The sequence below is a fragment of the Paraburkholderia madseniana genome, from assembly GCF_009690905.1.
In the GTDB taxonomy this organism is placed as follows: Bacteria; Pseudomonadota; Gammaproteobacteria; order Burkholderiales; family Burkholderiaceae; genus Paraburkholderia; species Paraburkholderia madseniana.
Genome location: NZ_VOSW01000128.1, coordinates 1 through 21,824, shown reverse-complemented (window position 1 = coordinate 21,824; position 21,824 = coordinate 1). Strand labels below are relative to the sequence as shown.

Below are 21,824 nucleotides of genomic sequence, written 5' to 3'. Positions count from 1 at the left end.
AGCCAGGAGTTGGGAGGACGCTGGTATTTGAGTTCATATCGTCGATTTATCAATCAGTTATGCGATGAAGTTTACAGGTCGAACGCCCCGTATACAAGCCCTTTCGGGCTTAAGTTGAGAGCATTGCCCCGCACAGGGGCAACACTAATAGACCACTACCAATTCAAGGAAAGGCCAAAGCCCCAAGACCACTGCCAATGCCGCCGCCAAAGGCAAAAAAAAATCACTCACCAGCGGGCCAAGGCAACCCCACCACCGACCAATCCAACTCCACCCCAATAACAGACCTCTCAGCAGCAACCTGCACAGCCAAAGTAACCGCAACACAAGGCCGCCCACTAGCCAAAGAAAGATAAGGATTACTAGCCACGGCCACCCCAGGCAACAAAACAGCGTTACGAAAATAAGGCCGATGATCCCAACGAGCGTCCCGCGGATTAGCCACAGGCTGCAGCGAAGCCCCATCACCACTCCACGCGGGCCCGCGCACCTCAAACCCGATCTGCCGCCCCGAATCATCAAGAATAAAACAACTGATACACCGATCAAACGTAGCCAGAAAAGCAAACGCCTCCCCCATGGAAACACCGGTCAGCAAAGCATCGGCAGCCCGCCTCAAGGCAACCCGATAAGGCTCAACCTCCGACTCAAACAACGCATGCTGATGCGCCCTCCCCTGGGCAATCACATCGAAAGCATCATCGATCCGCCGATGCACCGAGTCTGGCGGCACAATCTCGGCCGCCGGCCGCCCGAGCAGAAAACCCTGCGCAAAATCCACATTCGACTCCACAGCAAGAATCAATTCCTCAGTGGTTTCCACGCCTTCAACAACAACCAGCATCCCCGCCAGATGTAACAAAGAAACGAGCTTCGGCAAGATCGGCTGCTCGGTGCCATGACCGGTCGCACGAATCAGCTCGCCATCGAGTTTCACGAGATCAGGGCGAATCCGCAGCAACCGGTCGAGATTCGACTGACCCGCACCGAAATCATCGACGGCGATCAGAAAGCCATGCTCGCGATACAAAGCCGCCGCCCGCGACATGTCGTCGACGCTGCCGCCATGCGATTCGAGAATCTCGAGAATCACCCGCTCGGGTTCGAGCCCGACCGCCCGCACGATCATGGCGAGCTGATCCGCATAGCCCTCGGCGATAAACGTGGCGGGCAGAATGTTCAGGAACAGCCACGCATCGTCGGGCAGCGACTTGCGCGCGTTGGCCAGATGCACGGCATGGCTCGCGCGATCGAGCGCGCCTTCGTCGCTGGACGGCCTCGGCGCGAACAGCACGACGGGCGGCACCAGCGTGCCGTCGTCCTGCTCGCCTCGCAGCAAGGCCTCGAATCCCACCTGCTTCTGATGCGACAAACTATAGAGCGGCTGGAAGTGCGAGGTCAGGAAATACTCCTCCCAGCGATGCCGCGGCACCAGCGCCCCGTCCTCCGCGAACACATCGCCGGCGAGCATGTGCAGCGGCTCGATCGGCAACGCGCGTTCGGCGCACACGCGGTTTCTGCCCGACTGCTTGGCGCGCAGCAAGGCTTCGTCGGCACGATCGAGCAACACCATGATGTTTTCGCCGCTCCGGTGTTCAGCCACGCCGAAGCTCGCGGTCAGATAGCCGTCAGGGCGCTCGATCGCGGCAATCGCAGCGCGCAGGCGCTCGGCCAGGGCCAGCGCGCCGGCCAGGCCGTCACGCAGCAGCACGGCGAACTCCTCGCCGCCGATCCGGCTCACGCTGTCGTCCGCGGAGGTCTCTTCCATCAACACCTGGGCGACCTTGTACAACGCATGGTCGCCGAGTGCGTGGCCAAAGCGGTCGTTCAGCGATTTGAAGCTGTCGATGTCGAGAAAAATCGCGCTGACCGGCGCCCCGGGCGCCATCGTTTCGAGGCGGCGCTCGCCCTGCTTCACGAACGCGCGGCGGTTTTGCAGCCCGGTCAGCGGATCGGTCGCGGCGAGCTGCGCCAGTTGGCTCTCGAGCAGAAAGTGGTTACGTCGGAACCGGTAGAAGCCGAAGTGAAACACAACGGAAGTCGGCACGCCGATCGCCACGATCCACATCCACACGACGATGTCGACGTCATGCGTGCGCGGCCCGCCGAACAGCAAGGCAAATGCCGCTCCATAGAAGAGCGCGCTGCCGATGAAGAAATGCAGCGGCGTGAGCCACAGCGGCGCGGCGCAGACCGGGATCACCACCATGGCCGGCAGGACCCACAACAACGGTTGCTCGACGCCGGAGACGTTCAGCGCGAGACCAGCCACCAGCACGAGCGAGTAAGCGACACCGATTGCACCGAAGGTCCAGGTCGAGCCGGTGCGTGGAATCGCCATCACCAGCAGGGCGAGCACCAACGCGCAGGTGAGCCGGTAGGCGAGCGGCGTTGCCGGGCCGTTGACCATGTTGCGCGCCCCCACTAAACACAGGAACGCGACAACCGTAAACGCCATCGTCACCGTCGAAAGGGGACGTTGATGTTCCAGCGATCGTCGATGAAAGCGATCGCGCAAACCGGAATCGGACAGTTGCTTCGTTGAGGTGGAAAGCATATTGATAGATATCAGGCTGGCTCCGGTTACTCCACCGATGTATAACGGCAACCGTCTGACAAATATTTATGCCCTGCCCGCAAATAGAAATGCACCCCACTCCGGCAGGGCTACGCCGCCATCGCGCGACCGCGTCCGGAGGCCCCGGCGGCGGCCAGTGCCTCGCGCATTCCGCCCAACCCGACTCAAACCGTTGCATTTACCACGAATCCAGAAAGCTAAAACATTGGCGCAATCTACCGTTAATAAAATTATCGAAAACACCTTCCCGGCGGACATCCATCGTGGAGAAGCGAGCAAGGCAATTCCGGCAGCAAAAATTACGTAGGTCACACGCACCTGCAGCAATCGTTTGCGCGTATAAAGCAGACGAATGTAAAGTGGCTAAAAGTTAATGTCTTAAGTAGACTCCTCCGAAGTGTGGCGGATAGAGCAGACAAACTCGGTAAAAGTAACCTAAGACGCGTGCAACGCGCGCCTTCCCGTAACACTTTCAGTTATTCGGCCGTCGGCACCCGTTTTGTACACGGATTGAGGCAGCGGCTATTTCCCGGAAAACATGGTCCCAATTCTCGATTACCTGCTGGAACGCCAAATCTCGCCACAATGGCGCGGCATGCTGACTGCACTCGCGACGGAGTTCGAAGCGCAGATCGGTCGCGACGAACTGCGCCAACTGATGTACCGCGTCGGTTGCCGGTTTGCGGCGGCGCATCAATTGCCCGCGTGCGGGTCGACGGCTGAGCTCGCTCAGGCGCTGAATCTGTACTGGCATGACATGGATTGGGGCTACGTCGAACTGTCCGACGAAGCAGACGCGCTGCGCATCGTTCATTACTGCGCGCCGCTGCAGGCATTCGGCAACGCGGCGCTCGCGTGGACCCCGGCGTTTCTCGAAGGCGTCTATCAGACGTGGTTGAGCGCGTTGGGCGCGCAGGGCCTGTCGGTGGCGCAAACGAGCGCGTACGGCACGGACACCTCAATCGAGTTTCGGCTGGGGCGGCATCCTGGTTGAGCGAGCCGGATAGCGGACCAAGTAAGCGGACCCGCTAAGCGGACCGATCGGGGCAACGCAAGTCATTAAAAAGTCGGCGGCACTATGAGTTCATCCAGCGACATCGAAAAACTATTCGACCATTTTGGCGGCGACGCCAGCGCGTACCAGGAAATTGGCCGCGAAAACGAAGCACGTTCGGCGCGCACGCGTTGGCCGCTGCTGGTGACGCTGGATCTGACACAGCCGGCGATTCCCGCGATCGGGCAACGCCGGGAGATTGCTGGCGAGGCATCGGCGCAAGAAGCGGCGCCGGAAGTCGATCGTCAGGACACGACGCCGAAAGACGCCGCCTCGGTGACGCGCGCGAAGGCGCCGCTGTTCACCCGCTCGCATCGCCGGGACATTCCGCCGGTCGCCGTCGCCTTGCCCGCCCAGCCTGGCGCGCCGCGCGGCGCTTCGCGTTTCGGCGCGTTCGAAACGAAGGGTGACGCCACGGAGCCAGCCGCACAAAGCACGCCGGCCGCGGCGCGGGTCGATGTGGCCACGCAGGCTGCAGTTGCCGTCGCCCCGGCACAGGGGAAACCAGTTGCCACTGCACCGGTTCCCCCTGTCATGCCGGCTGTAAGTATTCCGCCGGTGGCCCAGTTCCGTACGCCGGACACGCCGGTATCGCAACCCACCGCGAGCATGTCGTCAGCCGCCGTAATGGCACGCGCCGAGATCCCTGCCCTCGCACCGCGCGCCACTGCACCGGCACCGGTCTCCGCATCCACGCCGACGTGGGCGCAAGCGCCGGCTCCGGTCCCCGCATGGGCCCAAGCACCCGCCCAGACGCACACCCAGGCGCACACCCCAACATGGGCACAGGCGCTCGCACCGACCTACACGACTGCGCCCGCAGCGCCGAAGCCGCCCGCGTCGATCCTCGGCAAACTGTTCGCCCCGGCATTCGAACCGACGCCGCCGCAACCCGCCGCGCCCACCGGCGAATCCGCACCGCTGCAATCGGTCTTCGACCGGCTGCGCGGCACACCCGCACAAACACAAACGGCCCCCGCGCCGGCCCGCGCTGCTAGCGCCGCCGCACCCGCCGCCTCCAACTCGTGGCTGGTCAACGGCCCTCGTCGCTCATGAAAGTCATTGCGGTCGTGTCCGCCAAAGGCGGGGTCGGTAAAACCACCCTCGCCGCCAATCTCGCTTCCGTGCTGGCCGCCAGCGGCCGCCGCGTGATCGCCCTCGATCTCGATCCGCAAAACGCGCTGCGGCTGCATTTCGGCGTGCCGCTCGACAGCATCGACGGTTTGTCGCGCGCGACGTTGACGGGCGATCCGTGGCAATCGGTCATGTTCGACGGCGTAGACGGGGTGACCGTGCTGCCCTATGGCGCCGTGCTCGAAGACGATCGCCGCCGTTTCGAAGCGTATATCGACCAGGACCCGAGGTGGCTCGCGCACGCGCTGCAAACGCTGCGGCTCGACGCGTCCGACATCGTCATCATCGATACACCGCCGGGTTCGTCCGTGTATGTACGCGCTGCGTTGTGCGCGGCCACCTTCACGCTGAACGTGGTGCTCGCCGACGCCGCTTCCTACGCAGCCATTCCCTTAATGGAACGGCTGATTGAAGCGTACGCGGCGCCGCGCCCCGAGTTCGGGGGCGAAGGTTACGTGGTCAACCAGATCGACCAGTCGCGCCAGTTGACCAAAGACGTCCTCAAGGTCTTGCGCCAGATGCTCGGCGACAAGCTCTTCCCGGGTGTGATTCATCTTGACGAAGGGGTGAGCGAAGCGCTCGCCTGCGACACCACGCTGATTCACTACGATCCACTCAGCCAGGCGGCCGCCGATTTTCGCTCGTGCGGCAACTGGCTGATGGCGGCGGTCGAAGCGGCCGCCGTCTCGCCGAGGAACGTCGCATGAGTACGCCCCAGTCGCAGGACATCGAGGCCGGCGAACCGTCGCGGCTCGAACGCATCGTCGACGCGCGCTTCTGGAACAGCCGGATCGTGACGGGTCTGGTCACGCTGTTCGCGCTGGTGATGCTGTACTTCGTCTTCACGGTGCCGCTCGCGTTCTACGAGCAACTGACGTTCGCGACCTGCTGCTTCGTCACCGCGTTGCTGTTCCGCCGCCTGCACGGCCGTTACGCGACGATGGTGATGATCATGCTCTCGGTGGTCACGTCGGGCCGCTATATGTACTGGCGGCTCACTTCGACGACTTACTGGGAACATCCGCTCGACGCCGCGTGGGGTCTGCTGCTGGTGTCGGCCGAAGTCTATTCGACCATCGTGCTGTTGCTCGGCTACTTCCAGACTGCCTGGCCGCTCAAGCGCACGCCGATGCCGCTGCCCGCCTCGCGCGACCTGTGGCCGACCGTCGACGTGTTCATCCCGACCTACAACGAGCCGCTCTCGGTGGTGAAGCCGACCATCTACGCCGCGCTCGCGCTCGACTATCCGGCCGACAAGATCGCGATCCACGTGCTCGACGACGGCCGCCGTCCCGAGTTCAAGGCGTTCTGCGAGGAAGTCGGCGTCAACTGGACGATCCGCACGCACAACCGCCACGCGAAGGCCGGCAACATCAATGAAGCCCTGAAGATCACCCAGGGCGAGTACCTCGCGATCTTCGACTGCGATCACATTCCGACCCGCTCGTTCCTGCAGATCGGCCTCGGCTGGTTCCTGCGCGACAAGCTGCTGTCGATGCTGCAGACGCCGCACCACTTCTTCTCCGCCGATCCGTTCGAACGCAATCTCGGCACCTTCCGCAAGGTGCCGAACGAAGGCGAACTGTTTTACGGCCTCGTGCAGGACGGCAACGATCTGTGGAACGCGACCTTCTTCTGCGGCTCGTGCGCGTTGCTGCGCCGGACCATGGTCGAAGAGATCGGCGGCATCGCCGTAGAAACGGTGACCGAAGACGCGCACACCGCGTTGAAGCTGCACCGCCTCGGCTACACCACGGCCTATCTGGCGATCCCGCAGGCGGCGGGTCTTGCTACCGAAAGCCTCTCCGGCCACATCGGCCAGCGGATTCGCTGGGCGCGCGGCATGACGCAGATTTTCCGGATCGACAATCCACTCACCGGCAAGGGCCTGAAAATCGGCCAGCGGCTTTGTTATCTGAACGCGATGATGCACTTCTTCTACGGCATCCCGCGTCTGGTGTTTCTCACGGCGCCGCTGTCGTATCTGTTCTTCGGCGCGCACGTGATCGAAGCCGCCGCCAGCACGATCGCGATCTACGCACTGCCGCACATGATGCATGCGAGCATCACCAACTCGCGGATGCAGCGCTCGTTCCGCCATTCGTTCTGGGCCGAAGTTTACGAATCGGTGCTGGCGTCGTACATTACCGCCCCGACGTTGCTCGCGCTGATCAACCCGAAGCTCGGCAAGTTCAACGTGACGGCCAAGGGCGGTCAGATCGAAAAGAACTACTTCGACTGGGCGATCTCGCGGCCGTACCTGTTCCTGCTGTTGCTGAATCTGATCGGCTTCGTGGTCGGCATCGTGCATATCTATCTGAACTGGCACATTCGCAGCGTGGTGCAGACGACCATCCTGAATCTCGGCTGGACCACCTACAACATGCTGATTCTCGGCGCGAGCGTGGCCGCGGCCAGCGAGCGCCGGCAGATTCGCGCGGTGCACCGCGTGGCGATGACGATGCCGGTGATGCTGAAGTTCTCGACCGGCCGCACGCTCGCCTGCGAGACCATCGACTACTCGGAAGGCGGCGTCGGCGTGGCGCTGCCCGCCAAGATCGAAGTGCCGATGCACGAACGCGTGACCGTGTCGCTGTTTCGCGGCGACGAGGAATACGCCTTCCCCGCCACCGTCGGTTTCACGGAGCCGGGCCGCGTGGGCCTGCGCTTCTCGGCGATGACGCGCGAACAGGAATACGAGTTCGTCAAGACCACGTTCGCGCGCGCCGACGCGTGGACCGGCTGGGCCGAAGGGCGTCAGCAGGACACGCCGTTGCGCGGTCTGTCGCATGTGCTCACGGTCGGCGCACGCGGCATCGTGGGGCTCTTCGAGCATCTTTATGCCGACCTTCGAAGCTCGATGAAAAGCCGTCCGGTGGACGTCAAGAAGCTAAAAACCAAAGACTGATCTATGGGCAACAGGATGGCGAAGGGACACGTCGAACGCTCGAATCACGAGCGCAATGGAATGGAAACGGAGGCGCGTCTGTCTGGACGCCCCCGCTCGCAACGACTGATGCGCGGGCTTGCCTGCTGGCTCGCGTTGCAAACCGCGTTGGCGGCGCCGCTGGCTTCGGCGGCTGAAGTGGCCGCGGCGGCCATGAGCAGGGCGAGCGCCGCGCAAGCGTCGCCGGCGGCCGGCGCCCCTGGCGCGCCGGCTGCGCGCGTCGCCACCGGCGTGGGCAGTGTGCCCGCGCCGAGCGCGGCCGTCCTCTACGATCCCAACACGATCGCGCAAGCGCAACTGGCCACGCCCACACCGGCGCTCGCCGCGTCGTCGGTGAAGGCCTTGGGGATCAAAACGCCGACTACCGCCGAACCGGGCACGCTGGTGCCGGGCGGCCGCCGTCAAACGCTCACGTTCGCCGACCTCGGCGCGCACGATCCGCTGCAACTGCGCGGCACCGACGGCCAGAACGGCGTCGCGTTCTCCGTGCGCGGCGACGAAGTGGTGACCGGCGCGATCCTGCATCTGGTCTACAGCTACTCGCCCGCGCTGCTCGCGAATATTTCCCAGCTAAAAGTGCTGGTGAACGGCGAAGTCGCCGCGACGCTGCCGGTGCCGCACGAACAGGCCGGCATGCTGGTGGCGCGCGACGTCTCGATCGATCCGCGTTTCATCACCGAATTCAACCACCTGAACGTGCAGTTGATCGGTCACTACACGACCAGTTGCGAGGACCCGGCGAATTCGTCGCTGTGGGCCACCGTCAGCAATGCGAGTTCGCTCGATCTGACCTACGCGTCGCTCGCCAGCAAGCCGGATCTCGCCGCCCTGCCACAACCGTTCTTCGACCGCCGCGACGTGCGCCGTCTCGAGCTGCCGTTCGTGTTCCCGCAAAAACCCGGCGCCGCGACGCTCGAAGCGGGCGGCATCGTCGCATCCTGGTTCGGCGCGCTCGCCGGCTATCGCGGCGCGGTGTTTCCGGCGCAACTGGATAACGCACCGCTGTCGGGTAACGCCGTCGTGTTCGCGACCGACGACCAACGCCCGGCCGGCGTGACGATTCCGGCGATTTCCGGCCCGACGATCGCGGTGGTCGATCGCGAAGCGCCGGCGCGCGGCAAGCTGCTGCTCGTGCTCGGCCGCACCGAGGCCGAACTGAAAACCGCCGCCAAAGCGCTCGGCATCGGCCAGAACACGCTCACCGGTCCGAGCGCGACGATTACGCAATTGAACGAACTCATGGCGCGTGCGCCGTACGACGCGCCAAACTGGCTGCCGACTAACCGTCCGGTGCGTTTCGGCGAACTCGCCGACCCGCGCGACCTGACGGTGTCCGGTTACGACGCCGACGCCGTGCGCGTCAATCTGCGCGTGCCGCCCGATCTGTTCATGTGGCACACCCTGGGCGCACCGATCGATCTGCGCTACCGCTATACGGTGCGTCCGCTGCGCGACCGTTCGTCGCTGAACGTCAGCGTCAATGACGGCTTCGTGCAGGCCCTGCCGATTCCGGCCGAGTCGGCCTCGGTGTTCGAGTTGGGCCATTACTTCGAGCGCGTGTTGCCGGACAAGACCGCCGAAGCCCGTCGCACCGTGCATATTCCGCCGCTGCTGCTGACGCCGCGCGCCCAGGTGCGTCTGCATTTCTTCTACGACATTCCGAACACCGGCGAATGCCACGGCCGTCTGCTGGAAAACGTGGTCGGCGCCATCGATCCGAACTCGACCATCGACCTCTCGTCGTTCCCGCATTACATGGCGCTGCCCGACCTCGCGGCCTTTGCCAATAGCGGCTTCCCGTTCACGCGGATGGCCGATCTCTCCGAGACCGCCGTGGTCCTGCCGAACGAGGCCGATTCGAGCGACTACAGCCTGTTTCTGCTGACCATGGGCCGCATGGGGGCATCGACGGGTTATCCGGTGAACGGCGTCACAGTCGGCACGGCCGACGACGTCGACAAGTACGCCAGCAAGGACCTGCTGATTTTCGGCGCGCCGGGCAAGCAACCGCTGCTGCAGCGTTGGGCCAAGTCGATGCCGTTCTCCAGCGACGGCGATTCGCGCACCTTCTCGCTGTCGGACGTGGCCTTCAAACTCGAGGACTGGTGGCATGGCGAACGCGGTGTCGAACGCTCGCCGGCACGCGCCGACCTGACGCTCGTGAGTTCGAACGGCGATGCGCTCCTGACCGGTTTCGAATCGCCGCTGCAGAAGAACCGCAGCGCCGTCGCGCTGGTGAGCGCGGCCGGCCAGTCGGACGCCGATCTGTCCGCCGCCCTGCTCGACGCCGACGTGCTGCAGGAGATTCAAGGCGCGATGGCCGTGATCCATGGCCGCACCGTCACCATCACGTCGAACGGCGAAGCGTACTATGTCGGCCATTTGTCGCCGCAGGAGTATCTGCGCTGGGCGCTGTCGTCGCATCCGCTGTTGCTGATGCTGGGTGGCGTGCTCGCCGCGCTGATCATCGCGGGTCTCTTCTACCGGACGCTGCGCTCGATCGCCGCGCGCCGCCTAAAGGACTGATAGGACTGGTATGCGGGTTCGAAACAATAAGACACGCGTGGCGCTGACGCTCGGGCTTGGCTTCGGCCTTGTCCTTGCGGCGGCCACGTGTTTTGCCAGTATCACGAAGGTGGCCCAGACTACTTCGACGCCCGGCCAGACGGGCCCGTGTAACACCGACTGGCCGGCGTACCGCATCTTCGTCGAACACTTCGTGCAGGCCGATGGCCGCGTGATCGACTACTCCTCGCCGCAACTGAAGACCACCTCCGAGGGCCAGTCGTACGGCCTGTTCTTCGCGCTGGTCGCGAACGACCGCGCGACCTTCGACCGGCTCCTGAACTGGACTCGCACCAATCTCGCGGGCAATCAGTTCGATCCGCAAAACGTGCGGCTGCCGTCGTGGCTCTGGGGCAGGAAACCGGATGGCTCGTTCGGCGTGCTCGATCAGAATTCCGCATCCGACTCCGATCTGTGGATCGCCTACGATCTGCTGCAAGCCGGCCGCCTGTGGCATGAGGCGAGTTATACGCAACTCGGCCAGGCGCTCGCCGCGCAGATCGCGCGCCAGGAAATGACCACGCTGCCGGGCGTCGGCCCGATGCTGCTGCCCGGTCCGCAGGGCTTCAAAAATGGTGGCGTGACGCGTCTGAATCCGAGCTACCTGCCCTTGCCGGTGCTGCGCGCGCTCGCCAAAGACATGCCGAACGGCCCGTGGGCCAAGCTCGCCGACAGCACCTACAAGCTGATCAAGACCACGGCGCCGCAAGGCTTCGCGCCCGACTGGGCCGCGTGGCAGAACGGCCAGTTCGTGGTCGATCCGAAAGAAGGCGACACCGGCAGCTATGACGCGATCCGTGTCTATCTGTGGGCCGGACTCACCTCGCCCGCCGATCCGCTCGCCAAACCCTGGCTCGCGGCCCTCGGCGGCATGCGCGCGAAGGTTGCGCAAAGCGGCATTCCGCCCGAGAAGGTTTCGTCGACCACGGGTACGGCGAGCGGCGAAGGACCGTTGAGCTACTGGGGCGCGCTCGCGCCGTACTTCAAGGCGCTCGACGACGAGCGCGGCCTCGGTCTCGCGCGCACCCATCTCGCCGTGCTCGACACCAATGTGCCGGGCCGCGAACCGGTTTATTACGATCGTGTGCTGGGCTTGTTCGGCACCGGATTCATCGACGGCCGCTATCGTTTCGACGAAGCCGGCCGTCTCGTGCCGAGTTGGAGAAATGCATGCGATTGAGCGCCCTCGCGTTTTCATTGCGGTTCGCGCTGAGCCTCACGGCCGTCTGCTGCGTAGCGACGGCTTCGCCTGACGCATTGGCGCAGACGTCGAAAGATCCCTTGAACGTACTGATCGATCAGGGCAAGTACTGGCAATCGCATCATCGTGGTGACTTGGCCGAGCAGGCGTGGCAGAAAGTGTTGCGCATCGACCCGAAGCAACCCGATGCGCTCTACGGCATGGGCATGGTGCTCGCCGACCGCAAGGACGGCGCGGGTGCGCAGCAATATCTGGCACGTCTGAAAGCGGTCGCGCCGAACTATCCGAACCTGGACGAACTGGGTCGGCGCCTCGGCGAATCGAGTCTGCGTGACCAGACTGTCAACGACGCGCGGCGGCTCGCGCAAAGCGGTCAAAGCGCGAGCGCGGTAGAGGAGTATCAGCGCGCGTTGAACGGCAAGCCGGCCACGCCCGCACTGCAACTCGAGTATTACCAGGCGCTGTCGGCCACGCCGCAAGGCTGGGACCAGGCGCGCCGCGGCCTCGAACAACTCGCACGCGACAACCCCGACGACCCGCGCTACGCCCTCGCCTACGCACAGCATCTGACGTATCGCGATACGACGCGCCGCGACGGTATCGCGCGGCTGCAGAAGCTTGCCGGCGACAGCACCGTCGGCGCGTCGGCGAAAAAGAGCTGGCGGCAGGCGCTGTTGTGGCTCGACGCACGGCCCTCGGACGCCGCACTGTACGAAGCGTATCTGCAAGGTGCAACCGACGACGCCGCGGTCAAGGCGCGCTTCGAGTCGATGGTTCAGCAGGACAAGGTGGCCCGCGATCGTGCCCAGGAAAATGCCGCCGTCGACGCCCGTGGCCGCACCATCGCCGACGGTTTCGCCGCGCTCGATCGGGGCGACCTCGGCACGGCGCGCGCGAAGTTTTCGTCAGTACTGGCAAATAGTCCGAACGATACCGACGCACTCGGCGGCATGGGTATCGCCACGTTGAAGCAGGAAAAATTCGCCGAAGCCCGCAACTATCTGGAACGCGCGTCGCGCAGCGGCAATCCGGCGCGCTGGAAAACCGCGCTCGATAGCGCGACCTACTGGACCTATACCAGCGACGCCATCGGCGCGCGCAGCAACGGCGAATTGGCGAAGGCGAAGTCGCTGTTCGAACGCGCGATCGCGCTGAATCCGTCCGACGTCACCGCGCAGGTGCTGCTCGGCGAGATGCTGCTTTCGAACGGCGACCCGGTCGGCGCGGAACAGGCCTACCGGATGGCACTGCGCCGCCAGGCCGACAATCCCGATGCGATTCGCGGCCTCGTCGGTTCGCTCGCCGCGCAAGGCCGTGGCGACGAAGCGCTGCAATTCGCCAATCAACTGAACAGCGAACAACAATCGAAGGCCGGCGGCATCAACCGGCTGCGTGGCGAAGCGCAGGCCGCGCAGGCACGCGCGGCCGAAGCGCGCGGCGATCTCGGCAGCGCGCGCAGCCTGTTCGAAGACGCCCTGTTGAACGATCCTGACGATCCCTGGTTGCGCCTCGACCTCGCGCGTATTTACGTGCGCCAGGGCGCGGTTGCGAATGCCCGCAGCATGATGGACGGTCTCCTCGCCGCGCATCCCGACATGACCGACGCGCTCTACGCGAGCGCGTTGCTGTCGGCGGAAACGCAGGACTGGACGGCCGGTCTCGCGCAACTCGAACGGATTCCGGCCGCGCAACGCACCGACGCAATGACCACTTTGCAGCATCGCTTGTGGGTGCATCAGCAGGCCGATCTCGCGACGCGGATGGCGCGCAACGGCCAGTCGCAACAAGCGCTGGCGACGTTGCACACCGCCGAACCGGTCGCCGGCAACAACCCCGAACTGATCGGCGTGATCGCTGCCGCGTATCAACAGGCCGGCGACCCGAATCGCGCGTTGGGCCTCGTGCGCAGCGCGATGAACGCGGCGCCTGGCAACACCGATTTGCTGCTGCAATACGCGGGCATTCTCTCCGCCACGCAACAGGAAGCCGAACTCGGTATGGTGATGCGGCGGCTCGCATCGATGCAACTGACGCCGCAGCAGCGCACGGATTTTGGCAATCTGAATCTGGGGATCGTCATCAAGCAATGCGACGCGGTGCGTCAGCGCGGCGATCTCGCCAGCGCCTACGACGTGATCGCGCCGTGGCTGGCGGCGATGCCCGACAATCCCGATCTGCAAGCCGCCCTCGGCCGCCTCTATTCGAGCGCCGGCGACGATCGCAATGCGCTCGCCAGTTACCGCGTCGCGTTGCAACGCAAGCCCGACGACCTGAACCTGCTGCAAGCGACGATCTCTGCGGCGGCCGGCGCGAGGCAGTTCAGCTACGCCGAATCGCTCGCCAACCAGGCTCTTGCAGCGGCGCCGAGCGACCCCGGCGTGCTGGCGACGGTCGGCCGAATGTATCGCGCCGAAGGCAAGCTGTCGCTCGCGTCGACTTATCTGCAACGCTCGCTGATCGCGGCCAATACACCGCTCATGGCCAACGCGGCACGCGCGAACGCGCCGAGCAACGTGCCGCGTGGCTGGGAAGTCGCGATGCGGCGGATCGGCGCGACGCCGTTGCCGGGCGTCAATCCCTTCGAAGGTAAAACCGCAACGATCTCGCCGACCGACGCCGACAACGCCGCGCTCGCAGGTGGCGGCTTCAATGCCGCGCGTGCATCGCTCCCGTACTCGCAGTCCTCCTTGCCGTCCCAGACCGTGCCGAACTATCCGCCGCCCTCGCAGCCCACGCCGTACGTCGCGCCTTATACGGCGCCTGCACAGCCGTATGTGCCCAACGCCGCGCCCACCGCCGTTCCCTATAACGCGCCACGTCCCGGCACCAACGCGGATGGCTACGGCCAGGAGACCAACGGGTCGAGCCAGTCGGGCGCGCCGTTGCAGCCATACCCGGGTCAAGGCCAGGCGCAGATGCAGCCGATGCAGCAAGCTCCGCAACAGCAGTACAACCCGGCGTATCCGCAGCAGGCGCCTTATCCGCAGCAAGCCGGCTATCCGCAACAAGGTGGATATCCTCAACAGGCGCAATATCAGCAGCAGGCGCCCTATCCGCAGCAGCCGGACGGCTATGCGACCACGCCGTGGCCGATGTCGCCTGCGGCACGCGAAGCGCAGGCCAATGCCGGTTCGATGCAACAGCCGCGTTACTCAGGCTCGGCCACGAGCACGAAACGCACGACCAGCAAGAAGCAAAGCGCGTCGAAGAGCAACCACAACGCGCAAGCCTATGCGCAGGCGCCGTATGGGCAGCAACAAGCTTATCCCCAGCAGCAACAGCCCTATTACGGCCAGCAGCCTTATCCGCAGCAGCAGGGTTACGCACAGCAAGGTTACGCGCAGCAGCCTTACCAGCCGGTGCCGCCGCAACAGGCCTACGGTCAGCAGCCCTATCAGCCGTACCCGAATCAGGGCTCGGGTTATTACGCGCAACAACAGCAGCCGTATATTCCGCAACCGCCGACCGGTTACGCGCAGGCGTATTACCCTCAACAACCCGGCGCGAACGGTAACGGCGGCAACTACACGCAACCGAATGTCGCCAACACGCAGACGCTCGGGGTGGCCGAAGAGCTGGCGCAGGTCAATCGCGAGCAGGCGAGCACCGTGTCGGGCGGGATCGTGTTCCGCAACCGCACGGGCGAGGACGGTCTGTCGACGCTGACGGATATTGAAGCGCCGATTCAGGGGCGCATCAAGGCCGGCAACGGCCACATCGTTGTGACGGCGACGCCGGTTACGCTCGATGCCGGCACTGCCGCGGGCAATCTGTCGACGCTCGCGCGATTCGGCGCGGGACTGTCCAATAGCACGTCTGCGAACGCGGCGATTGCGGGCACCAACACCTATGGCAGCCAGACCGCCAGTGGCGTGGGCTTGTCACTCGGTTACGAAGGCCGCAGCATCAGCGGCGATGTTGGCGTGACGCCGCTCGGTTTCCCCGAGAAGACTATTGTGGGGGGCGCGCAATACAACGGCGCCATTACGGACAAAGTGTCGTATTCGCTGGCGGTCGCGCGCCGCGCGGTGACGGACAGCCTGCTGTCGTATGCTGGTGCGCGCGATTCGGGCTCCGGCCTCGAGTGGGGCGGCGTCACCTCCAACGGCGGCCTCGCCAGCCTTGCATGGGATGACGGCACCAGCGGCCTGTATGTGAACGCCGCGTACCAGCACTACATGGGCTATCACGTCGCAAGCAATAACGCATACAAAGGCGGCGGCGGTATCTACACGCGTCTGTTGAAGGATGCCGATCAGACGCTGACTATCGGTGTGAACACGACGCTGATGACCTATAACAGGAACCTGTCGTACTTCACGTATGGTCAGGGCGGGTACTTCAGTCCGCAGCAGTACATGATCCTGAATTTGCCGGTGGAGTGGACTGGGCGCAATGGTCTGTTTACTTATGACATGAAGGGGTCGATCGGCGTGCAGCATTATCGGCAGGATCAGTCGAATTACTTCCCGATCGATCCTCAGCTCCAGAGTAATGCGGCGAAGCAAGCGAATTTCATCGGCACGGGCGTGGATAGCAATGCGGTTTATCCTGGGCAGAGTAAGACGGGGGTTTCTTATTCGCTTAGCGCTGTGGGGGAGTATCAACTGGCTCCGCAGTTGGCGTTTGGGGCGACTGCGTCGCTCGGCAATGCTTATGAGTATCGTGAGTGGCTCGCAGCCGTTTATGTGCGGTATAGCTTTAGCAAGCAGACGGGGTTGCAGCCGTTTCCGCCTACGCCGGTCAGTTCGCCTTATTTGTCGTTGTCGAACTAGGGTTTTTGCCTGCGTAGCGCTTTTGTCAGTGTTCTTATGGTGTTGGCCTTTCCTTGCATTGTTAGTGGTCTATTAGCGTTGCCCCTGTGCGGGGCGGCACTGTAGTGGTCAAGTAATCTTGGACACCGACAAAGGAAATTGTTAAAAAAATGAAGCCTCGTGCCGCACCGGCGGCACTCCGTTCGTTGCCGAATGGATCCGCCGGCAGTTATAAAAGTCGTCGATATAGGCCTTGATGTCGCGTTCGGCTTCTGCGTGATCGAGGTACCCCTTTGGGTTCAGCCATTCACTTTTCAGGCTTCTAAAGAAGCGCTCCACGACCGCGTTGTCCCAGCAGTTCCCCTTTCTGCTCATGCTCTGAACCATGTCGTTGGCCTTCAGTTCGCCCACAAAGTACGCGCTGGTGTACTGACAACCCTGATCGGAATGGAACATCAGTCCAGGTGGCGGGCGCCGTCTGGCGCGAGCCTGCTCCATGGCCCGGATCACCAGTTCCGTGTCGGCCTGCAACGCAAATGCCCAGCCGACGATGCAGCGCGAATGCAGATCCATCACGATGGCCAGATAGGACCAGCCCTGACGGGTGCTCACGTACGTAATGTCACCTGCCCATACCTGATTGGGTCTGTCCGGCTCAAAGTTGCGATCCAGCAGGTTGGGTGCGACCAGCGCCTCTCCATTGGCCTTGCTGTAGCGATGCGTACGCGGTCGGCTTACCTTCAGCTGCGCTTCGCTCATCAGCGAACGGGCCCGGTGACGGCCCACCGCATGGCCGCGCTGCCGCAACGCCTGCGACATCCGGCGGCTGCCATAGCTGCCGCGTGTTTCCCGATGAATCTCCCGTGCGGCCATCAGCAGCGCTGCCGGCGAACGGCGCGCTGCTGGCCGCCTGGCACGTGCGTAATAGCTGCTACGTGAAACGCCTGTCACTTCGCACATCACGCTCACCGGCCAGGCCTTCTTCAGTGACCGGATCACTTCGGGAAGCGATCCATTTCCTTGACGAAGAAGGCCGTAGACTTTTAGAATATCCCGCTCTCTCTCTCGAGATCGGCCACTCGCGCTTCCAGTTCGCGGATGCGACGCGCGTCCGCCTCGATCTCCAGCGTCGTGCGCGGCGGCTTTGCCTGCTCGGCACGCCACTGCGCTACCCAGCGACGCAGTGCGGTATCGCCCACGCCCATTGCCTCACAGGCCTGGGTAAACGAATAGCCCCTGCTGACCACCAGTTGTACCGCTTCCGCCTTGAATTCTTCAGGAATGTTCCGTCTGCTCATTGCTCACCTCAGTTGGAGAATTATCCCCTTTAGAGGTGTCCACAGTCATTGAACCACTACAGTGCCGCCCCGCACAGGGGCAACGCTAATAGACCACTAACAATTCAAGGAAAGGCCAACACCCCAGGCACACAGACAACAAGCGCCGCGCAGGCAACCAGCTCAAGAACAGGCCCCCCATTAAAAAAACACAAACCAAAAGACAGACAAAAAGCCGCCCTTCTTTCCGCTCTTCAACACCCCGCCTGCACAAGCCAGGTAAAAGTTCCCAACCCCTCCGCATACATCGGTTCGGCTAAACCCGCAAAGCCCTCTAGAGAGGGTCCCCACCCAACCGTTGTGACCTACAATTATTCCTGCCGCGTGGCCGCTTCGCGCCCGCTGTGCACGGCAGAAGATTCATCCCGCCTCCTGCTGAACATTCACGCGCCCCAGGCGCGCCGGCAGAGTGGGGACACACTCATTGACGTGACCTCTGTGGAGCGCAGCTATGCCATTTCCGGCACAAGACCATGGCTGCCCCGGCTGGAACGGGGAAATGGCGCGACGCATCAGCGAATTCGACTGGGCCGCCACCGACCTCGGCGCGATAGAAAACTGGCAGCGCAGTCTGACCGCCACCGTCCAGATGCTGCTCGCCTCACCCGTGCCCCTGGTACTTCTATGGGGCAAACCCGGCTACATGATCTACAACGACGCCTACGCGATATTCGCGGGCGGACGGCATCCGTATCTGCTCGGCTGTCCAGTCGAACACGGCTGGCCGGAGGTCGCCGATTTCAACCGTCATGTGATGACGACATGTCTTGCCGGCGGCACCCTGTCGTATCGCGACAAGGAACTGGTCCTGCTGCGCGACGGCAAGCCCGAAGACGTCTGGATGGACCTCTACTACAGCCCGGTCGCCGACGACAGCGGCGCACCCGCGGGCGTCCTCGCGATGGTCGTCGAAACCACCACGCGCGTCCTGACCGAACGCTGGCGGCAACATGCCGAGGCTGAACTGCGCGAAACCAACGAACGGCTGCAACTCGCGCTCAATACCGGCGCGGTGCTCGGTACATGGGTGCTCGATGCGCGCACCGGCACCCTCACCGGTGACGAACGTTTCGCGCGCACCTTTTCGTTTCCGTTGGAAGAGGCCGCGAAAGGGCTTGAACGCAATGCCGCGACACAAGTGATCCATCCTGACGACCAGCCGCTCAACGACCGCCTGACGGTCGAAGCGATGCGCACCGGCCAGCCGTTTCGCGCCGAATACCGGATTCGCCGCCCCGATGGCGATTACATGTGGGTGCAGGCAAACGGCCAGTGCGAGTTCGACGAACAGGGGGAGCCGACGCGCTTTCCCGGCGTGCTGATCGACATCCACGAACGCAAGATCGCCGAACAATCGCTGCGCCAGTTGACCGAAACGCTCGAACAACGCGTCGCCGATGAAGTCGCCGCACGGGCGCTCGCCGAAGAACAGTTGCGCCAGGCCCAGAAGATGGAAGCGATCGGCAGCCTCACAGGCGGGGTCGCGCACGACTTCAACAATGTGCTGCAAGTGATCAACGGCAATCTGCAGATGCTCGCGGCCGACGCCGGCGAGAGTCCGACCACGCTGCGGCGTTTGTCCGCCGCAACGGATGCCGTCAAACGCGGCGCAAAACTGGCCGCGCATCTGCTCGCCTTCGCGCGCCGTCAGCCGCTCTCGCCTACCGTGCTGAATCCGTGCCGCCTGCTCGCCGGCATGAGCGAGATGCTGCACCGAGCGCTCGGCGAGACCGTGAAGATCGAAACGGTGTTGAGCGACGACCTGTGGAATGTGCAGGCCGATCGCAATCAACTCGAAAACGCCCTGCTCAATCTCGCGATCAATGCACGCGACGCGATGCAAGCCGACGGCACGCTCACCGTTCGCGCGACAAACCGCGTGCTGGACCATGCGTTTTGCCGCGGCAAGCCGGAACTCTCGCCAGGCGAGTACGTAGTGTTCTCAGTAAACGACACGGGCACCGGCATGAAGCCCGAAATCCTGGAGCGCGTGTTCGAACCGTTCTTCACGACCAAGCCCGACGGCCACGGCACCGGCCTGGGCTTAAGCATGGTGTTCGGCTTCGTCAGGCAAAGCGGCGGCCATACGGTGATCGACAGTAAAGTGGGGCACGGCACGACCGTCTCGCTGTTTTTCCCGCGCTGCTGCGAGCCGGAAACCGTCGAAACCGTCGATCAGACCTCGGCGCCGGTGGGCGGCGGCGAAACGATTCTGGTGGTCGAAGACGATGCGGATGTGCGTCTGACCGCCGTCGAAATGCTCGCGCAACTCGGCTATAAAGTCCTCACTGCATCGAGTGGCGACGCGGCGCTCGAATTCATCGACAGCGACGTGCCAATCGATCTGCTGTTTACCGATGTCGTGATGCCCGGCCAGGTGAAAAGCGTGGAACTGGCGCAGCGTGCGGCGGCACGCTCGCCCACGGTGCCGACGCTCTTCACCTCGGGCTATACGCGCGACGAGATCGTCCATCACGGCAAGCTCGACGCCGGCATCACGCTGCTGTCCAAGCCTTACCGGCGCGACGACCTCGCGCGCAAGGTGCGCAGCGTGCTGCGCGGCGCCGGCGTCGCCAGCGTGAGTGACGGGCAGATTTCCCCCTGCGTACCGCGCACGGTCTACGATCCGGCCAGTGCAGCCGAAGCGTCCAACCCGCGCGAAAGCCTGCACGCGCCGGCCCCTTCGGGTGAAAAATCGCTCGCGCACGCCCCGGCGAATTCGCTGGCGGATTGCCTGGCAAGTCCGTCGTCGCACCCGCCCGGCACGCCGGCCCGCGTGCTGCTGGTCGAAGACGACGCCGATTCGCGCGACGCCCTCTGCGATCTGCTCGGTGCGCTGGGTCTCGACTGCACCGCGGTCGGGAGCGCCGAAGAAGCGCTGCCGCTCGTGCCCGCGCAACGTTTCGACGTCCTATTCACGGACCTGACCTTGCCCGGCATGTCCGGCGACAACCTGGCGCGCGCGGTGCTGAGCCGGCAGCCTGACATCCGCGTGTTGCTGGTGTCAGGTTATGGAGAGAACGCCGAGATCGGCGACACCATCCCGGGCGCACGGCAGCTCGGCAAGCCGCTCGATATCTCGCAGTTGCGGCGTGAACTCGCGGAGTGGCTCGATCACACGGAGGCGGCTTCCTAGGCTCGCCTACACCCGGCAACCAACACGACTCCGCCAATGGACATCCGCTGCGGCACCGCTGGCTGGACCGACAAAACGCTGATCGCCTGCAAGCGGTTTTACCCGCCCGGCAGCAGCAGCGCTGAAGCCCGGCTGCGCTTTTACGCATCGCAGTTTCCACTGGTCGAAGTCGATTCGGCCTACTACGCGATGCCGTCGGCAAGCAACGCGCAGTTGTGGACCGAACGCACGCCGGAAGGCTTCACGTTCAACTTCAAGGCGTTTCGGCTTTTTACCGGGCATCAGACTTCGCCCGACGTCCTGCCGAGAGACATTGCAATGGCGCTGCCGGAAGGCATCACGGGTCCGCGCAAGAAAAACGTTTATTACCGTGACATACCCGCCGAGATCCTCGACGAACTGTGGCGGCGCTATCTGGAAGCACTGGAGCCGTTGCGCGTGACCGGCCGGCTCGGCGCGGTGCTGTTCCAGTTCGCGCCGTGGATCACGCGGGCGCCGGACGGTCTCGCGCTCGTGGAAGAATGCCGGGCGCGCATGGCGGGCTACATGATGGCCGCCGAGTTTCGCAATCAGTCCTGGTTCGACGATCAGCACGCGCCATGGACGTTCGACTTTCTGCGCGAGCGCAGCCTCGTTCACGTGATCGTCGACGCACCGCCGGATGTGACGAACCGCGTGCACACCATCTGGGAAGCAACCCATCCTCAACTCGCGATGGTGCGTCTGCACGGCCGCAATACGCAGGCATGGAGCGCAACGGGTGCGGCGAGCGCGGCCGATCGCTTCGACTACGATTACAGCGACGACGAGCTGACCGGACTGGCCCCCTCGATCCGCGCAATCGCGACCCGGGCGGGCCGCACCCACGTCATCTTCAACAACTGCTTCGAGGACCAGGGGCAGCGCAACGCGCGGACGCTAATGAGCATTCTGGGGGCGGAGGCGAACCCGCCATGAAACGTTTCGATGGCCGGCTGCAAAGGCAGCAACCGGCCCAGAGTGTGTCAAAACGCCTTTTTGAAACGCTAGAATTGTTCATCCGATAGCGGAGGATGAGCAAGATGAAGCGGTTCGTTCAAGGTGACAATCGTACACAAAGCTTTCTCCTCCCCGAAGCA

General features: G+C 63.8%; 11 protein-coding genes. 9 read left to right on the top strand and 2 right to left on the bottom strand.

Annotation, left to right across the window (positions count from 1 at the left end; translation table 11 throughout):
* Positions 1-223: 223 nt before the first annotated feature.
* Positions 224-2,557 (bottom strand): bifunctional diguanylate cyclase/phosphodiesterase, encoded by a 2,334-nt coding sequence (locus FSO04_RS39855; RefSeq protein ID WP_154566920.1) that lies wholly within the window; start codon positions 2,555-2,557, stop codon positions 224-226.
* A 559-nt stretch (positions 2,558-3,116) separates the two neighbouring features.
* Between FSO04_RS39855 and bcsD the strand changes: the two genes are divergently transcribed.
* From bcsD to FSO04_RS39820, 7 genes are all read left to right on the top strand, one after another.
* A complete protein-coding gene (gene bcsD / locus FSO04_RS39850) occupies positions 3,117-3,572 on the top strand; it encodes a cellulose biosynthesis protein BcsD (protein WP_154566919.1) in 456 nt (151 codons plus the stop codon).
* 84 nt (positions 3,573-3,656) lie between these two features.
* Positions 3,657-4,688: a cellulose biosynthesis protein BcsP gene (gene bcsP / locus FSO04_RS39845; RefSeq protein ID WP_154566918.1), complete on the top strand. Its 1,032-nt coding sequence runs from the start codon at positions 3,657-3,659 to the stop codon at positions 4,686-4,688.
* Positions 4,685-5,473: a cellulose biosynthesis protein BcsQ gene (bcsQ, locus tag FSO04_RS39840; RefSeq protein WP_154566917.1), complete on the top strand. Its 789-nt coding sequence runs from the start codon at positions 4,685-4,687 to the stop codon at positions 5,471-5,473. Before bcsP ends, bcsQ begins: the two co-directional genes overlap by 4 nt.
* A complete protein-coding gene (gene bcsA / locus FSO04_RS39835; RefSeq protein WP_154566916.1) occupies positions 5,470-7,674 on the top strand; it encodes a UDP-forming cellulose synthase catalytic subunit in 2,205 nt (734 codons plus the stop codon). The genes bcsQ and bcsA overlap by 4 nt, the downstream gene beginning before the upstream one ends.
* A gap of 3 nt (positions 7,675-7,677) precedes the next feature.
* Complete coding sequence (gene bcsB, locus FSO04_RS39830) at positions 7,678-10,239, top strand: cellulose biosynthesis cyclic di-GMP-binding regulatory protein BcsB (RefSeq protein ID WP_154566915.1); 2,562 nt, start codon at positions 7,678-7,680, stop codon at positions 10,237-10,239.
* A 10-nt stretch (positions 10,240-10,249) separates the two neighbouring features.
* Positions 10,250-11,458 (top strand): cellulose synthase complex periplasmic endoglucanase BcsZ, encoded by a 1,209-nt coding sequence (gene bcsZ / locus FSO04_RS39825; protein WP_154566914.1) that lies wholly within the window; start codon positions 10,250-10,252, stop codon positions 11,456-11,458.
* Positions 11,449-16,254 (top strand): cellulose synthase subunit BcsC-related outer membrane protein, encoded by a 4,806-nt coding sequence (locus FSO04_RS39820; RefSeq protein WP_154566913.1) that lies wholly within the window; start codon positions 11,449-11,451, stop codon positions 16,252-16,254. The genes bcsZ and FSO04_RS39820 overlap by 10 nt, the downstream gene beginning before the upstream one ends.
* Positions 16,255-16,395: 141 nt before the next feature.
* Here FSO04_RS39820 and FSO04_RS39815 read toward each other — a convergent pair.
* Positions 16,396-17,531, bottom strand: a protein-coding gene (locus tag FSO04_RS39815) for an IS3 family transposase (RefSeq protein ID WP_154566912.1) whose coding sequence is annotated in 2 segments (ribosomal slippage) — positions 16,396-17,298 and positions 17,301-17,531 — 1,134 coding nt in all. Because the reading frame shifts where the segments join, the coding sequence is not laid out codon by codon here.
* A gap of 490 nt (positions 17,532-18,021) precedes the next feature.
* Between FSO04_RS39815 and FSO04_RS39810 the strand changes: the two genes are divergently transcribed.
* Positions 18,022-20,706 carry a hybrid sensor histidine kinase/response regulator gene (locus FSO04_RS39810; RefSeq protein ID WP_154566911.1) on the top strand — a complete coding sequence of 895 codons (2,685 nt, stop codon included), beginning with the start codon at positions 18,022-18,024 and terminating at the stop codon, positions 20,704-20,706.
* A 36-nt stretch (positions 20,707-20,742) separates the two neighbouring features.
* Positions 20,743-21,663, top strand: coding sequence for a DUF72 domain-containing protein (locus tag FSO04_RS39805; protein WP_154566910.1), 921 nt, complete (start codon positions 20,743-20,745; stop codon positions 21,661-21,663).
* Positions 21,664-21,824: the final 161 nt, after the last annotated feature.

Excerpts from the sequence above, each read along its gene's own strand:
- bcsD (WP_154566919.1), top strand. The coding sequence starts at position 3,117 with ATGGTCCCAATTCTCGATTACCTGCTGGAACGCCAAATCTCGCCACAA.
- bcsP (WP_154566918.1), top strand. The coding sequence starts at position 3,657 with ATGAGTTCATCCAGCGACATCGAAAAACTATTCGACCATTTTGGCGGC.
- FSO04_RS39855 (WP_154566920.1), bottom strand. The coding sequence starts at position 2,557 with ATGCTTTCCACCTCAACGAAGCAACTGTCCGATTCCGGTTTGCGCGAT.
- bcsQ (WP_154566917.1), top strand. The coding sequence starts at position 4,685 with ATGAAAGTCATTGCGGTCGTGTCCGCCAAAGGCGGGGTCGGTAAAACC.
- FSO04_RS39820 (WP_154566913.1), top strand. The coding sequence starts at position 11,449 with ATGCGATTGAGCGCCCTCGCGTTTTCATTGCGGTTCGCGCTGAGCCTC.
- bcsZ (WP_154566914.1), top strand. The coding sequence starts at position 10,250 with ATGCGGGTTCGAAACAATAAGACACGCGTGGCGCTGACGCTCGGGCTT.
- bcsB (WP_154566915.1), top strand. The coding sequence starts at position 7,678 with ATGGGCAACAGGATGGCGAAGGGACACGTCGAACGCTCGAATCACGAG.
- FSO04_RS39810 (WP_154566911.1), top strand. The coding sequence starts at position 18,022 with ATGCCATTTCCGGCACAAGACCATGGCTGCCCCGGCTGGAACGGGGAA.
- bcsA (WP_154566916.1), top strand. The coding sequence starts at position 5,470 with ATGAGTACGCCCCAGTCGCAGGACATCGAGGCCGGCGAACCGTCGCGG.
- FSO04_RS39805 (WP_154566910.1), top strand. The coding sequence starts at position 20,743 with ATGGACATCCGCTGCGGCACCGCTGGCTGGACCGACAAAACGCTGATC.